The sequence below is a fragment of the Streptomyces sp. NPDC046821 genome (genome assembly GCF_040645335.1).
Lineage (GTDB): Bacteria > Actinomycetota > Actinomycetes > Streptomycetales > Streptomycetaceae > Streptomyces.
In genome coordinates, this window is the sequence record NZ_JBEYYB010000021.1 from 35431 (window position 1) to 50481 (window position 15051).

Annotated in this window: 13 protein-coding genes and 1 pseudogene; 12 read left to right on the forward strand and 2 right to left on the reverse strand. The window is 69.3% G+C overall.

Features of this window, described 5'->3' with window-relative positions; all coding sequences use genetic code 11:
* Positions 1-17 precede the first annotated feature (17 nt).
* Positions 18-731 carry an SDR family oxidoreductase gene (locus tag ABZ893_RS33115; protein WP_361411467.1) on the reverse strand — a complete coding sequence of 238 codons (714 nt, stop codon included), beginning with the start codon at positions 729-731 and terminating at the stop codon, positions 18-20.
* 195 nt (positions 732-926) lie between these two features.
* Between ABZ893_RS33115 and ABZ893_RS33120 the strand changes: the two genes are divergently transcribed.
* From ABZ893_RS33120 to ABZ893_RS33140, 5 genes and pseudogenes are all read left to right on the forward strand, one after another.
* Positions 927-1439 carry an MOSC domain-containing protein gene (locus ABZ893_RS33120; protein WP_361411469.1) on the forward strand — a complete coding sequence of 171 codons (513 nt, stop codon included), beginning with the start codon at positions 927-929 and terminating at the stop codon, positions 1437-1439.
* Positions 1436-1576, forward strand: coding sequence for a hypothetical protein (locus ABZ893_RS33125; RefSeq protein WP_361411471.1), 141 nt, complete (start codon positions 1436-1438; stop codon positions 1574-1576). The genes ABZ893_RS33120 and ABZ893_RS33125 overlap by 4 nt, the downstream gene beginning before the upstream one ends.
* A 204-nt stretch (positions 1577-1780) precedes the next feature.
* Positions 1781-2476, forward strand: a complete 696-nt coding sequence (locus tag ABZ893_RS33130; RefSeq protein WP_361411473.1) for a type 1 glutamine amidotransferase domain-containing protein — start codon at positions 1781-1783, stop codon at positions 2474-2476.
* Between the two features lie 206 nt (positions 2477-2682).
* Positions 2683-3493, forward strand: a pseudogene (locus tag ABZ893_RS33135) (PAS domain-containing protein); the annotation flags it as partial.
* Between the two features lie 232 nt (positions 3494-3725).
* Positions 3726-3911, forward strand: coding sequence for a helix-turn-helix domain-containing protein (locus ABZ893_RS33140; RefSeq protein ID WP_361411475.1), 186 nt, complete (start codon positions 3726-3728; stop codon positions 3909-3911).
* Between the two features lie 219 nt (positions 3912-4130).
* Here ABZ893_RS33140 and ABZ893_RS33145 read toward each other — a convergent pair whose 3' ends face one another.
* The gene (locus tag ABZ893_RS33145) at positions 4131-5288 is read right to left on the reverse strand and encodes a tyrosine-type recombinase/integrase (RefSeq protein ID WP_361411477.1); all 1158 of its coding nucleotides are present in this window, start codon (positions 5286-5288) and stop codon (positions 4131-4133) included.
* A gap of 183 nt (positions 5289-5471) precedes the next feature.
* Between ABZ893_RS33145 and ABZ893_RS33150 the strand changes: the two genes are divergently transcribed.
* The 7 genes from ABZ893_RS33150 to ABZ893_RS33180 all read left to right on the forward strand — a co-directional run bounded on the left by ABZ893_RS33150 (position 5472) and on the right by ABZ893_RS33180 (position 14919).
* Positions 5472-6755, forward strand: a complete 1284-nt coding sequence (locus ABZ893_RS33150) for an MFS transporter (protein WP_361411479.1) — start codon at positions 5472-5474, stop codon at positions 6753-6755.
* Positions 6756-6874: 119 nt separating this feature from the next.
* Complete coding sequence (locus ABZ893_RS33155) at positions 6875-7531, forward strand: transcriptional regulator (protein WP_361411481.1); 657 nt, start codon at positions 6875-6877, stop codon at positions 7529-7531.
* 26 nt (positions 7532-7557) lie between these two features.
* Positions 7558-8235 carry a methyltransferase domain-containing protein gene (locus tag ABZ893_RS33160; RefSeq protein ID WP_361411483.1) on the forward strand — a complete coding sequence of 226 codons (678 nt, stop codon included), beginning with the start codon at positions 7558-7560 and terminating at the stop codon, positions 8233-8235.
* A 418-nt stretch (positions 8236-8653) separates the two neighbouring features.
* Positions 8654-8878 carry a type A2 lantipeptide gene (locus tag ABZ893_RS33165; protein WP_361411485.1) on the forward strand — a complete coding sequence of 75 codons (225 nt, stop codon included), beginning with the start codon at positions 8654-8656 and terminating at the stop codon, positions 8876-8878.
* A 137-nt stretch (positions 8879-9015) separates the two neighbouring features.
* Complete coding sequence (locus ABZ893_RS33170) at positions 9016-9822, forward strand: HlyD family efflux transporter periplasmic adaptor subunit (RefSeq protein WP_361411487.1); 807 nt, start codon at positions 9016-9018, stop codon at positions 9820-9822.
* Entirely contained in the window at positions 9819-12062 is a 2244-nt protein-coding gene (locus ABZ893_RS33175; RefSeq protein WP_361411489.1) for an NHLP family bacteriocin export ABC transporter peptidase/permease/ATPase subunit, read from the forward strand. The genes ABZ893_RS33170 and ABZ893_RS33175 overlap by 4 nt, the downstream gene beginning before the upstream one ends.
* Position 12063: 1 nt before the next feature.
* Positions 12064-14919, forward strand: coding sequence for an NHLP bacteriocin export ABC transporter permease/ATPase subunit (locus ABZ893_RS33180; protein ID WP_361411491.1), 2856 nt, complete (start codon positions 12064-12066; stop codon positions 14917-14919).
* Positions 14920-15051: the final 132 nt, after the last annotated feature.

The following is a 15051-nucleotide window of genomic DNA, read 5'->3' on the forward strand; positions in this document are numbered from 1 at the left end:
TCCCGATCCCGGTTCTTTCAGAAGCCGGCGCTCTGGCCGCCGTCGACGTGCAGGATCTCGCCGGTGACGAACGAGGCCTGTTCGAGGTACATGACCGCCTCGACGACGTCCTCGATCTCGCCCACCCGCCCGAGCGGGTGCAGCGCGGCGAGCGTGCCGCCCGGGTCGTCCGGGTGCAGCGGAGTGCGGATGACGCCGAGTGAGACGGCGTTGGCGCGGATCCGGCGCGCCGCGTATTCGATGGCCAGTTCCTTCGTCGCCGCGGCCAGGCCGCCTTTGGTCAGCGAGGTGAGCGCCGCCGGTATGCGTGCGTTGGCGCGGTCGACCAGCGACGTCGACACGCACAGGACGTGCCCGCCATCGCCGCCGGCGAGCATCGCGGGGATGGCGCTGCGCGTGACGTCGAAGAAGCCGCGCAGGTTGACGCCAGTCACCAGGTCGTAGTCGGCGTCGGTGTAGTCGGTGAACGGTTTCTCCATGTAGACGCCGGCATTGTTCACCAGCGTGTCGATCCGGCCGAAGCGATCCAGCGCCTGCTCGACGATCTGTGCACCGGTACCGGGCCGGCTCAGGTCGCCGGGCACGGCGAGCACGTCCGCATCGTGCGACGAGAGAATGGACCGCGCGGTCGCGACGACGGCGTACCCACGCCCGCGGTACGCGTCAGCGAGGGCCGCACCGATACCTTGTGACGCACCGGTGACGATTGCCACCTTCTTCTCCGAGCTCATCGGCATGTCCAAGCTGAGGTGCTCACGCTGGAAGTCTCCGGCTCACGGCGGGCCACGCACGACGACTGCGCCCACCGGCTCCCACCCTACGTCCGGCCGAGCCCCGGCACCGCGTGGAGCTCATCGGGTACGGCCGGCGGCCGACCGTACGACGCTGGAGGCACCGCCCTGCCGAGCGTGGGAGGAGCACAGGTCATGGCCGCTCTGATCGCCGTGAACGTCGGCACGCCGAGGGGCGTCTCCTGGCACGGCAGGACCACCCGCAGCGGCATCTGGAAGCACCCCGTCGCCGGGCCCGTGATGGCGCGCCGGCTCGACCTGGACGGCGACGGCCAAGGTGACCTCGCCGGGCACGGCGGCAAGCAGCGTGCCGTGCTGGTCCACCAGTTGAGCTCCTACCGCCATTGGCAGGACTACCTGGAACGGGACGACTTCACGTACGGCCAGTTCGGCGAGAACCTCACCGTGGACGGACTCGTCGACGACGAGGTGTGCATCGGTGACCGCCACCAGATCGGCGGTGCGGTCGTCGAAGTCACCCAACCCCGGTTGACGTGCTACCGCGTGGGGTTGCGGCTCGGCGAGCCACAGATGGCCGCTCCACTGCTGTCCCATCGGCGCTCGGGCCCCTCCATGCAGGTGCTGACCGAAGGGCGGGTGCGGGCCGGGGACAAGATCGTGAAGTCTCCTCGGGTCTGGAGGAGATGACCGTCGCGGAGATCGACGCGCTGCTCTACCTGCGGCCACGTCGAGTACGCCCCGGGACCCCCGCTGGAGGAAGCGCGCTCATCTGCTGTTCGACGCCCCCGGCCGCGGCCCCGGCCGACGTGGTCCTGGACGTGTGACCGGATGCGTCTGTGGCCGAGGGCACCACCGCCGACGGCGCGAGACGAGTCCGAGTCCGCCGACGGAGCCCCGGTTGCGTGCGGTCGGCGCAGCTGCCTAGCGTGGTTGTGTGGGAAGGGAGAGATTGCCGGCGGGGCGAGTCGGTTGCGTGGGGCATCCCGCCGAAACCACTCCTGGCATGCGCCCGAAAGGGGACTTCTGCCATGGCAAAGGTGCTCTTCATCGTCAGCGGAGCCACCTACTGGGTGCTGAAGGACGGCACGCGGCACGCGACCGGCTACTGGGCCGAGGAATTCGCGAACCCGTACAAGATCCTCACGGACGCCGGTCACGAGGTCGTCGTCGCGACGCCGAACGGTGTGACTCCGACCGTCGACATGATGAGCCTGCGTCCCGAGATGGTCGGCGGAAACGACAGCGCCCTGGAGCTGGAGGCCGTCATCCGTTCCGCGGAGGTGATGCGTCGACCGCTGCAGCTGTCAGACGTGCGCCTGGAGGACTACGACGCGGTCTACCTGCCGGGCGGTCACGGTCCGATGGCGGACCTGGCGTGGGACGCCGACGTGGGGCGGCTGCTGACCCAGCAGTTGGCCTCGGGCAACCCGCTGTTCATCGTCTGTCACGGTCCCGCCGCGATGCTGGCCACCAGGATCCACGGTGAATCGCCGTTCAAGGGCCACAACATCACCTGCTTCACCGACGAGGAGGAGGATGGCGTCGGACTGGCCGCCAGGGCGCCATGGCTGCTGGAGACCGACGTGAAGGCGAAGGTCGGGGTCAAGTTCAGTGGTGGTCCGGTCTGGGAGCCCTACATGGTCGAGGACCGAAACCTGGTGACCGGACAGAACCCGGCCTCGGCCGCGGTCCTCGGGAACCGGATGCTGGAGATCCTCAAGTGACCCAACATTCCACAGTCACACGATCTGGCGGCACCGAAACGGACATCACGTCACGTACCGCCCTCTCACGGTGATGGCTGCCACGGTCAGGCCGGCCGAGCAGGGACGCGGCATGCGGTCCTCCCCTCTCTCGCCAGCGGGCAGGGCCGGAGAGGGGACCGTAGTTTGAGGAGTGGGGCTGTTGGGACGGGAAAGGAGTGGTGGCGATGGTCTCGCGGGTTGATCATGCGGCGCTGTTCGCCGCTACGCCGAGCCCCTACCTGGTGCTCAGCCGGATCTCATAATCATCGACGTGAACCGGGCGTACCTGGAGACCACCGGGCTCACCCGGGAGGACTTGGTGGGCCGACACGCCTTCACCGTGTTCCCGGACAACCCCGCTGACCCGGAAGCCGACGGAGTCCACAACCTTGATGCTTCCCTGCACCGGGTCCTGGCCAGCCGCAAGCCCGACACGATGGCCCTGCAGAGGTACGACATCCGCGTCATGGACGTCCCAGGAGGGTTCGACGAACGTTGGTGGTCGCCGGTGAACACCCCGGTTCCCGGACCTGACGGGCAGGTGGCCTACATCATCCACGGGATCGTGGATGTCACCGCCTTTGTCAAGGCCCACCGGGCCGCCCACCCCGCTGACGCCCCGGTAGGCGAGCACCTGGAGACCGCAGAGACTCTGGAAGCCGAGCTGTATGCACGGCGAGCGAGCTGCAACAGCTACACGAGGAACTGCGGCAGGCCCACACCCGTGAACGCGAGGTCGCCGTCGCACTGCAGGACGCCATGCTCCATGTCCCCGACCTGGCCCACCACCGCGATGTCGCGGTGCGCTACCTGCCCGCCACCGAATCCCTCAACGTGTGCGGCGACTGGTACGACGTCGTCGACATCCCACCCGACCGGCTGGCCATCGCCGTCGGCGACGTCATCGGCCACGGACTTCGGGCCGCGGCCGTGATGGGAGTGCTCCGCAGCGCCCTGTCCGCCGCCATCCGCGCCCTGGAGCGCCCCGCCCAGGCGCCCGAGCACGCGCCTGCGCAAACTGCTGTCAGTTGATCAAACGCGCGAGGGTGTGCGATGCGCTGCACCCGTGACCTGATCGGACAAGACGCACAGCTGCTCACTTAAGGCCGCCTTGGTACGGCGAAGTCATGAATCGAAGGGCCTCAAACTCCAGTACCAGACCGATCACGGCACAACCAAATCGCGTGTCGGGCTCACACTGATCTCTCCCGCCCGACCTGGAGGTCCGATGCCCACGCAGTTCATGGATGCCAAGCAGACCGCCGAGTACCTCAACATGTCCATCACGTGGGTCTATCGGGACGCTCCTCGACTGGGGCTGACTGCCTACAAGTTCGGTACCGGACGGAACGCAAAGCTGCAGTTCAAGGTCTCCGACGTGGACGCATGGGTCCGTCAGCAACGTCTCATCTGATGCGGCTGCAGCTCCTGAACGCCATACCTCGAAGCGGCTGCCGTTCCACGCCTCACGAGCCCTCACACTGAGTGGGCTCGGTCTCTGTTGACCGCCGGGTTACGTAAGCAACCGCACCGACTGATGGCTGGGACCGACGGAGCAGCGCGGAGCCCGGTTCCTACGTGCCGGCCTCGACTACATCGATGGTCGCGCCGCAAGAACCAGGCCGCACCCCCTTCAGGCAGCGAGGTCGTGAAGGCCTTGGTCGAGGAGCCTCGCCGCTCGCCCGATCGAAGCCGGCATGAGGTGCCGGTAGATCCGGAACGTGACCTCGATGTTCTTGTGGCCCATCCACTCGGCGACATCCGTGATGGGTATGTTGTGCGCCAGGCAGTTCGCCGCGAAGAAGTGCCGGTACCCGTAGATCGTCATACCTTCGGGGATGTCCACGTCCTTGCCGGCCAGCTTCCGGTACCAGATGGTGTTGATCGTGCTGTGGTTCATGTGCTTGGCTCGGGTCCCTTGGAGGACATAGCCGTCCTCCGTGGTTCCGTGCTTCTCGACGAAGCGCTCGATCGCTCCACGGATGCTCCGAGGCAGCGGAACTTCACGGAACTCCCCCGGCTTCCTGTGCTTGAGCTTCTCGATCTTCCTCGTTCGGTAATGGACCTGCTCCGTGACGCGGTAGACGTCGTCAGCCACGATGTTGTTCACGTTCAGGGCCAGTGCCTCTCCGTTGCGTAGGCCGCAGCCGGCCATCATGTCCACGAACATCGAGAAGCGGTCGTGGTCGGCAGCAACCTTGATCCCGACGATCTGTTCCTTGGTGGGCACAACGGCCCGCTCTGCCTCGTACCGTGGCGCATCGACGTCCCGCAGAGGATGTCCGTCGATCGCGCCCTTGCGGTGTGCATCGAGCAGCAGTGTCTTGAGGAGGACGTAGACCTTGAACTGGGTCGGGTCGGGCGTCCCTAGGCGGTCCATCATCATGAGGAAGCTCTCGACCACCATCGGGCTGAACGTTTCCAGGCGTCGCGATCCGAGTTCCGGGATCAGGTGGTTGCGGGCGAGGTGCTCGTACTCGTAGGCCGTGCCGTACGAGAGTCGCCGCTGTCGGCCCATGTAGTCACCGACGAAATCCTCGAACCGCATCTGCCCGTAGTGGCGTATGAGTTCGGCCTGGGACGCCGGCGTGTTGGCCTTCCGCGCATACAGCTCGACCAGCCGCTCCTTGGCGGCGTCCTGCGTGCGGAAGCCGGACTCTTCGCGCTGCTTCCCGCTCGCGTCGCGGTACCGGATGGAGTAGGGGTGCGGGCATCGTGTGGGCTGGCTGCAGCTGCACGGCTTGGCGAAGGTTCCCATGCCACGGGCGAGCTGCTTGGGGATGGAAGGCAATGTACTGACCTCGGGCTCTTGCTGACCTTTTGCTGACTCAGCGCCCGTGATTTTGCTTCTGATCTCCGGCCGCACCAAACGGCAGCGTCGACCGGCAGCGACGAGTCGGCGTGGCTGACGGCAGGCCATCAACTCCGTCAGAGTGCGCGTGAGCAGGGCATTTCCTGGGAACAGGTCAGGACCATGACACAAACCCTGAACACCTCCACCCATCCCGCTCACCCTCTACGCCAGCTCTTAGCCGCCTCCGTCGGTAACGCCGTCGAGTGGTACGACTGGTACGCCTATACATTCCTGGCCACCTACATAGCCGACCAGGTGTTTCCCAAGAGTGCGGGCAGTTCTCTCGTGCCGTTGTTGTCGACGTTCGCCGTGTTCGCTGTCGGGTTCTTCATGCGGCCGGTCGGCGGGCTGTTGATGGGGGCCGTTGCCGACCGGCACGGTCGGCGGGCCGCGTTGACCGTGACCATTCTGCTGATGGGCGGCAGCAGTTTGTTGGTCGGGCTGACGCCTACGTACGCTGCCGCCGGTGTGCTCGCTCCCGTGGTCCTCGTCGTGGCGCGGCTGCTTCAAGGACTGTCCGTCGGGGGCGAGTTCGCGGCGTCCACGACCTTCCTCGTGGAGTCGGCGGGGCCCGGCAGGCGCGGGCTGTTCTCGTCCTTCCAGTACGTGTCCACGTCCGCCGGGCAGCTCGCGGCGTCCGGGGTCGCCGCGGTCCTGGTGAGCACGCTGGCCACCGGGCAGATGGACGGCTGGGGGTGGCGCGTGCCGTTCGTGTTCGGGGCGGTGCTGAGCCTCGTCGGGTTCTGGATCCGGCGCGGCGCGTCCGAGACCCGCAGCGCGGAGCAGCGCGCGGCCGAGCGGCCGGGCCTCTTCGACGCGCTGCGTCATCACCCGCGCGAGTCGCTCCTGATCTGCGGCATCACGGCGGGCGGCACCATCGCGTACTACACGTGGACGTCCTATCTGCCCACGTACGCGGAGCTGAACACCGGCATCGACAAGGCGGACGCGCTCGTCGCCGGGACCATCGCGCTGGCGTTCTTCGCGCTGCTCCAGCCGCTCGGCGGGATGCTGTCGGACCGGTTCGGGCGCAAGCCGCTGCTGCTGTTCTTCGGTCTGGGCTTCGCGCTGCTGAGCGTGCCGCTGCTGCAGTCCCTCGGCGGGTCGTTCTGGTCGCTGCTGCTCGTGCAGTGCGCGGGCATGGTGCTGCTCACCGGGTTCACGTCGATCTCGGCTGCGGTCAACGCCGAGGTGTTCCCGGCGCGGGTGCGCGCGGCGGGCATCGGCTTCCCGTACTCGCTGACGGTGGCGCTGTTCGGCGGGACGGCGCCGTACGTGGGCACGCTGTTCAAGGAGCTCGGGCACGCGGGCCTCTTCCCCTGGTACGTCGCCGTGCTCTGCCTGGTGTCGTCGGTGGTGTATCTGCGGCTGCCGGAGAGCGCGCACAAGGAGTTGGATCGCTGACACGGGGCGCCCAAGCGCATGGGGCGAGTGGCCGCTGACGTGGCGCGTCGCGCGTGATCCGCGCGACCGCGTGAGAGTCTGCGGCCACGGCCACCCCTGCGTCAGAAAGAGGCTCGACCATGGCGTACCCCGCACGGGACCTTCTGGAGCGGGCGGCCGTCTCCGTGACGCCCGGCCCCGACGCCAACCGTCTCGTCCCCCTCATCGCGTCGGGCGCGGCCAGCACGTCGTCGGTGGCGGCGATCGCCCTCGCCCAGCGCCATGTAATCCCGGCGGACGAGCGCTCCTTCCGCCACCTCGCGGGACGGGCGGCGGCGGAGGAACCGGAGTGCGTCCCGTTCTTCACGTCGCTCGCCGAGGGGGAAGGTCTCGCGTACGAGCACCTCGGCCCGCTCCTGGCCGCGTGCGGCGTAGGCCCCGAGGAGGCGGCCGCGTACGAGCCTCTGCCCGGCTGCCAGGCCTACCCCTCCTACGTGGCCTGGCTCGCGCTCAACGCCGCCCCCGGCGACACGGTGGTCGCCCTGACCGCCAACTTCGCTGCGTGGGGCGGCTATTGCGCCACCCTGGCGGAGAGCCTGCACACGCACTACGGCTTCCCGGACGAGGCCTGCGCCTTCTTCGACCTCTTCGCCACCCCGTCACCCACCCTCGAGAAACAGGCCCTGGCAGGAGTGCAGGCGGCAGCCGACGCGGGCTGCCTCACGGATACGCCCCTCCACCATGCCCGCCTGCTCCAGACCTACGAGCAGATGTTCTGGGACACGCTGACGCCGTAAGGGCGCCCTGGCTAGGGTCCCCGCCCATGACCGACCACACCCACAGCCATACCGCACACCGCCACCTGGACGCCACCCGCGCGTCCTACGACATCGTCGCCGACGACTACAACGCGCTCCTCAGCTCCGAACTCGACCGCAAGCCCTTCGACCGGGCCATGCTCGCCGCGTTCGCCGAGCGGGTCCTGGCCGACGGCGGCGGCCGGGTCGCCGACCTCGGCTGCGGCCCCGGCCGTGTCACGGCGCACCTCTCCTCGCTCGGGCTCGACGCGTTCGGGGTCGACCTGTCGCCCGGCATGGTCGACGTCGCCCGCCGCACCCATCCCACGCTCCGCTTCCACGTGGGGTCGATGACCGCGCTCGCCCTCGCGGACGGCGAGCTCGCCGGCGCCCTCGCCTGGTACTCGATCGTGCACACCCCGCCGGAGGAACTGCCGGTCCTCTTCGCCGAGTTCCACCGGGTCCTCGCCCCGGGCGGTCATCTGCTGCTCGCCTTCAAGGCCGGTGACGACACCGTGCGCCTTGAGCACGCCTACGGGCATGACCTCTCGCTCGACGTGTACCGGTTCCCGCCCGGCCGGGTCGCCGGGCTGCTCGCGCGGGCCGGACTCATGGAGGTGGCACGGCTCGAGCGCGCCGCCGACGAAGCCGAGAAGACCCCGCAGGCGTTCCTTCTCGTGTGCAAGACATCGCGCAAGACGTAGCGCAAGACCTCACGCAAGACACGACGTCGCCCAACACCCTCCGTCGGCACTCGCGCACGCACCGGTACCCCCGCACCCCCCTCCAGTAAACCTGCACATCGAATGCGCAGTCCGGTCACCGGTTCCGGTAAAGGTGAACAATCCTCAATTTCCACCCCCGTCAAAAATGCGGAGTGTCCATTTTTTGCAGGAGCTAAGGAAGGCATTAAGAAATGCTGACCCGAGTATTTTGTGAAGGTGCTGCCCCGACCCCGTGAACGCGCCTGCACCCGGCGGTAATTACGTGCCCGCACAGCCCCTGACCGGGGACCTTCCGATTGGATGTGCGAGGCGTGGGCGTGCTTTGATCCACCGCACTGCGGGAGTCACGCAAGTGAATCGCGCAATCTGGAATACCAAATGAGAAGGGCACGCAGTTATGAACTTCACCCCCGTTGAGACCGCCGAGATCTCCGACGCCGACCTCGACAACGTCTCGGGTGGCCTCGTCGGCGGCCTCGCCGCCAACGTGACCGGCGCTGCCGACTCGATCGCCCCGGTCTCCGGCGTCGTCGCCGGCCTCACCGGCACGGCCGCGGGCCTGACCGGCATCAACCCGGGCGCCGTCACCGGCCTCGCCACCGGCCTGACCGCCGGTCTCTGAGCCACAGCTCCGCTCGGGCCCCGGAACCTCCCCCCGGTTCCGGGGCCCTTGGGCACTCCTGACACCCGGGTACAGAGCGTCCACGTACAAGAGCACCCAGGTACAGAGCGCCCAGGTACAGACAAGGGAAGTACGTCGTGCAGTTCCGTCAACAGGCCCTGTCCAAGCTGCAGTCGCCCGAGGAACTCGACCTTCCCGTGCGGCTCGCCCGGCCGCAGGGCCTCCTCGCCCTCGCCGTGACCCTCATCGTGATGGCGGCCGGATCCGTGTGGGCGGTGACCGGTTCGCTGTCCTCGACACTCCGCGTCCCCGGCGTACTCACCCACGCGCAGGGCAGTTACGTCCTCCAGAGCCCCGTCACCGGTCAGGTCACCGGTGTACTCGCCAAGGAGGGGCAGCAGCTCGCGGCGAACGCCCCACTCCTCAAAGTCCGTACTGCACAGGGCGACAGCTACGTACGGACCGTGGACGCGGGCCGCGTCACCACACTCGTCGCCCGGACCGGCTCCGTCGTCACGACCGGATCCGACGTCGCGACCGTAGAGAAGACCTCCGACGCGAAGGCCCCCCTCCTCGCCATGCTGTACGTCCCCGCGGACAAGGCCGGCACGGTGCCGGTCGGCGCGGACGTCGACCTCAGCGTCCAGTCGGCGCCGTCCCAGCAGTACGGCGTACTGCGCGGCAAGGTGCAGGCGGTCGGGCGCGGCGCGCAGACCCGCGAGCGGGTCACCGCCTTCCTCGGCGACAAGGAACTGGCCGGGCAGTTCACCCAGGGCGGCCCGACGGTCGCGGTCCTCGTGAAGCTCGTCGCGTCCCCCTCCACCAAGTCGGGTTACGCGTGGTCCTCCGCCGGCGGCCCCCCGTACGCGCTCGACTCGATGACCCCCGCCTCCGGCGCCGTGCACCTCGCCGAGCAGCGCCCGATCGATTGGCTGCTCCCGTGAGCCCCTCCCCCGCAGTCCAGCAGCAGCTGCCCCCGGCCGGTCACGGCCGCCGTCGCGCGCGCCCCGCGCCGAAGCCGCCGAAGCGCCGGCACCGCAAGGTACGCACGCCCACCGTCCTCCAGATGGAGGCCGTCGAGTGCGGCGCCGCGTCCCTGGCGATGGTCCTCGCGCACCACGGCCGGCACATCCCACTCGAAGAGCTGCGCATCGCGTGCGGTGTCTCGCGTGACGGTTCGCGGGCGAGCAACATCCTCAAGGCGGCCCGCAGTTACGGCATGACCGCGCGCGGAATGCAGATGGAACCGGCCGCGCTCGCGGAGGTCGAGGCGCCCGCGATCCTCTTCTGGGAGTTCAACCACTACGTCGTCTACGACGGCGTGGGCCGCCGCTTCGGGCGGCGCGGCGTCCACATCAACGACCCCGACAAGGGCCGCAGGTTCGTACCGACCGAGGACTTCGACACCAGCTTCACGGGTGTGGTCCTCGTCCTGGAGCCGGGCGAGAACTTCCGCCCCGGCGGGCGCAGGCCCGGCGTCCTGCGGGCACTGCCCGCGCGGCTGCGCGGCACGACGGGCACGATGCTCGCGGCGCTCCTCGCGAGCCTCCTGCTGGTGGCGGTCGGCTCGGCGCTGCCCGCGCTCAGCCGCACGTACATCGACATGTTCCTGATCGGTGACCAGACCTCGCTGCTCGGCGCGCTGTTCGCGTCGATGACGGCGATGGTGGCGCTCACCGCCGTACTGACGTGGCTTCAGCAGGCGAACCTGCTGCGCGGGCGCGTCATCGCGTCGACGCTCAGCAGCGCCCGCTTCTTCGGACATCTGCTGCGCCTTCCGGTGACGTTCTTCGCGCAGCGCAGCCCGGCCGACCTCGTACAGCGGCTCCAGTCGAACGACGCGGTGTCCGAGACGCTCGCGCGGGACCTGACGGCGGCGGGCGTCGACGGCATCGTGGTGCTGCTGTACGCGGCGCTGCTGTGGACGTACGACCCTCAGCTCACGCTCGTCGGGGTGGGTATCGCGCTCGGGAACGTCGTTGCGATGCGGATCGTCGTACGGCTGCGGGCGACACGTACGCAAAAGCTGCGCGCCGACACGGCGCGGCTCACCAACACGTCGTACACCGGTCTTCAGCTCATCGAGACGATGAAGGCGACGGGTGGGGAGAACGGGTACTTCCGGCGGTGGGCGGGGCAGCACGCGACCACTCTCGAGGAGCAGCAGCGGCTCGGGGTGCCGAGTGCGTGGCTGGGCATCGTGGCGCCGACGCTCGCGACGCTCAACAGCGCCCTGATCCTGTGGATCGGCGGTCTGCGCGCGGTCGAGGGTCATCTGTCGGTGGGTCTGCTCGTGGCCTTCCAGGCGCTGGTCACCCGCTTCACCGCGCCGGTCACGCGGCTCAACGGTGTCGCGGGCCGCATCCAGGACTTCGCGGCCGACGTGGCGCGCCTGAAGGACGTGGAGAGCTTCCCGGCGGACGCCTTGTACGCGCGGCCGGACGCGGCGGCGAGCACGCGCCGCCTCAAGGGGCACGTCACGCTCGACGACATCACGTTCGGCTACAGCCCGCTGGACAAGCCCCTGCTCACCGGCTTCTCGCTCGCGGTGGGGCCGGGTCAGCAGGTGGCGCTCGTCGGCGGTTCGGGCAGCGGCAAGTCGACGGTATCGCGCCTGATCTCCGGCCTTTACAGCCCGTGGGAGGGCACGATCCGGATCGACGGGCAGCGCCTGGAGGACATTCCGCGCGGCGCGCTGTCCGCGTCGGTGTCGTTCGTCGACCAGGACGTGTTCCTCTTCGAGGGCACGGTCCGGGACAACGTCGCCCTGTGGGACCCGTCGATCCCGGACGAGGCCGTCGTCGACGCGCTCAAGGACGCGGCGCTCTACGACGTCGTGGCGCGCCGGCCGGGCGGTATCCGGGGCCGGGTCGAGCAGGACGGACGGAACTTCTCCGGTGGTCAGCGGCAGCGTCTGGAGATCGCGCGGGCCCTGGTGCGCCGGCCGAGCGTGCTCGTGCTCGACGAGGTGACGAGCGCGCTCGACGCCGAGACGGAGCAGATCATCATCGACAACCTGCGGCGCCGGGGCTGCGCCTGCGTCGTCATCGCGCACCGCCTCAGCACGGTCCGCGACAGCGACGAGATCGTGGTCCTGGACCACGGCCAGGTCGTGGAGCGCGGCCGGCACGAGGAGCTGGTCGCCGCCGGGGGCCCGTACGCCGAGCTGGTCAGGGAGCACTGAGGTGACGTACACGCATCAGGAGCACCCGGCCGGCGACCAGGTGACCGCCGCGTTCGGTTCGCTCGGGGTCGGGGTCGACTGCGCGGGGATGCGCAGCCTGAACCTGGAGGGGCCGCAGGTCCTGTGGCTGGTCGTGCAGGGGGCGCTCGACCTGTTCGCGGTGGACGCGGCGGCGCAGGGCAACTGGCACTTCCTGGGACGGCTCGAAGCGGGCACGCTGCTGCTCGGCCCGGTCGAGGGTCCCCAACACACCCTCGTGGGGCGGCCGTTGCAGGGCTGTCTGCTGCGCCGCATCGGGCTGCGCGAACTCCAGCGCCCGGACTACGGCGACGCCGCGTGGTCGTACGACCAGCAGTACCTCAGCCACTACGACACCCAGGACGCGGCGCTCAGTCTGCTGGAGCACGCGTTCGCGCTCGGTGTCGGGCGCAGCCAGCGCGTCCTGTTCGAAGCACCCCTCGACGGCCGGACGACCGGTGACGACGCGGTGGGCGACGACGACATCCTGTGGCTGCCGGTCCTGCCGGGCAGCGTGCAGTACGGGGCGTCGTACAGCGCGGACACCGTGGGCGAGCTGCTGGTCGACGGGTCCATGTGGCAGCGCATGGTCAACCAGCAGTTCCGGCTCCTGGCGGCGCTCGACCGGTGGATCGAGCGGCTTGAGAGCGCGCACGAGACGCGGGCGGCGGCCGGCATCAAGGCGGGCGAGACCGTGCGCGAGGAGGCCGACCGGACGCTGCTCGCGTCCATCGGGCGCCAGAGCAAAGGGAGTTCGCGGCGCGGGTCGGGCGCGGGTGGCGACGACGCTACGTACGCCGCGTGCAAGCTGGTGGCCGAGGCTTCCGGGATCACGCTCGCGGCACCCGAGCGGGGCGGTGCGGTCAGTGACCGCGTCGACCCCGTCGAGCAGGTCGCCGTCGCCTCCCGGATCCGCACCCGCCCGGTCCGGCTCGACGGCCGCTGGTGGCGCGAGAACACGGGCCCCCTGGTGGGCCACCGCGTGTCGTCCGGTGCGCCGGTCGCGCTGCTGTGGCGGCGCGGCGGGTACGAGGCCGTACACCCGTCGAGCGGACGAGGCACCCGGGTCGACGAGGGCAACGCGGAGGAGTTCGAGGCTCGCGCGACCATGTTCTACCGGCCGCTGCCGGACCGGCCGCTGAGCCCGCTGCGGCTGCTCCGGTTCAGCGCGCGCGGCACCCAGGGCGACGCGCGCAACCTGCTGCTCGCCGGGCTGGTGACCGTGGCGATCGGGGCACTCGTGCCGATCGCGACGGGGCGGGTGCTCGGGGAGTACGTACCGAACGCCGAGACGGACCTCATCGTGCAGGTGGCCGTCGCCGTGATGATGACGAGCATCGTGTCGGCCGCGTTCATGCTGCTGCAGAACCTGACGATCCTGCGCATGGAGGGCCGGATCGAGAGTTCGCTCCAACCAGCCGTGTGGGACCGGCTGTTGAGGCTGCCGACGCGGTTCTTCGCGTCACGTTCGACGGGTGAACTGGCGAGCGCGGCGATGGGGATCAGCTCGATCCGGCGCGTCCTGTCGGGCGTGGGCCCGGTGGTCGTACAGGCGGGCACCATCGGCCTGATGAACATCGTCCTGCTGCTCTGTTACAGCGTTCCACTGGCCCTGACCGCGCTCGCGATGCTCGTGGTGATCGCGGGAGTGTTCCTCGGCCTCGGGCTGTGGGAGCTGCGCTGGCAGCGCCGTCTCGTGGTGCTCGGCAACAAGCTCAACAACCAGGCGTTCCAGACGCTGCGCGGCCTGCCGAAGCTGCGGGTCGCGGGGGCGGAGAGCTTCGCCTACGCGTCGTGGGCCGGGGAGTTCGCGCGCAGCCGTGAGCTCCAGCGGCGCGCGGGCCGCATCAAGAACCTGACGACGGTCCTCAACTCGGTCTATCTGCCGCTGTGTTCTCTCGTGATGTTCATGCTGCTGGCGGGCCCGGCGCGGGGGACGCTCTCCGCCGGAGACTTCCTCACGTTCAGCACGGCGGTGACGATGCTGCTGTCGTCGGTCACCCAGCTCACGGGCGCGCTGATCTCGGCGGCGGCCGTGCTGCCGATGTTCGAGCAGATCAAGCCAGTCCTCGACGAGGCGCCCGAGGTACGGGCCGCCAGCACGCAGCCGGGTGTCCTGTCGGGCGAGATCGAGGCGCGCGGCGTGTCGTTCCGCTACACGGACGACGGACCGCTCGTCCTGGACGACGTGTCCCTCTCCATCAAGCCGGGCGAGTTCGTCGCGGTGGTCGGCCCGAGCGGCTGCGGCAAGTCGACACTGCTCCGCCTCCTCATCGGCTTCGACAAGCCGGTCGCGGGCGGGGTGCTGTACGACGGTCAGGACCTCGGCGCGCTCGACCAGGCCGCCGTGCGGCGCCAGTGCGGGGTCGTCCTCCAGAACGCGCAGCCGCTGACCGGTTCGATCCTGGACTGCATCTGCGGCGCCGAGGTGTTCACGCAGGAGGAGGCGTGGGAGGCGGCGGCAATGGCGGGGCTCGCCGAGGACATCAAGCGGATGCCGATGGGGCTGCACACGATGATCGCGGGCGGCGGGGCCATCTCCGGTGGCCAGCGCCAGCGTCTGATGATCGCCCAGGCGCTGATCCGGCGGCCGCGCATCCTGTTCTTCGACGAGGCCACGAGCGCGCTCGACAACGAGACGCAGCGCACGGTCATCGACAGCACGCGCGCGCTGAACGCGACCCGGGTCGTCATCGCGCACCGCCTTTCGACGGTGATGGACGCGGACCGGGTGATCGTGATGGCGGAGGGCCGCGTGGTCCAGCAGGGGCCTCCGGCCGAGCTGCTGGCCGATACGGGTGGGCGGCTGCATGAGTTGGTGCGGCGGCAGATGGCTTGACGTGTTCTGGCGGGGTGGCGTGACGCGTTTACGCCGGACGGCATGACGCCGCGCCCGGGCCCCGCCCGCACTCCCCACCGTTGACATGCTCGCGCCCCAAGGAGGATGTTGATGCGTGCGACTGCGTGAAGC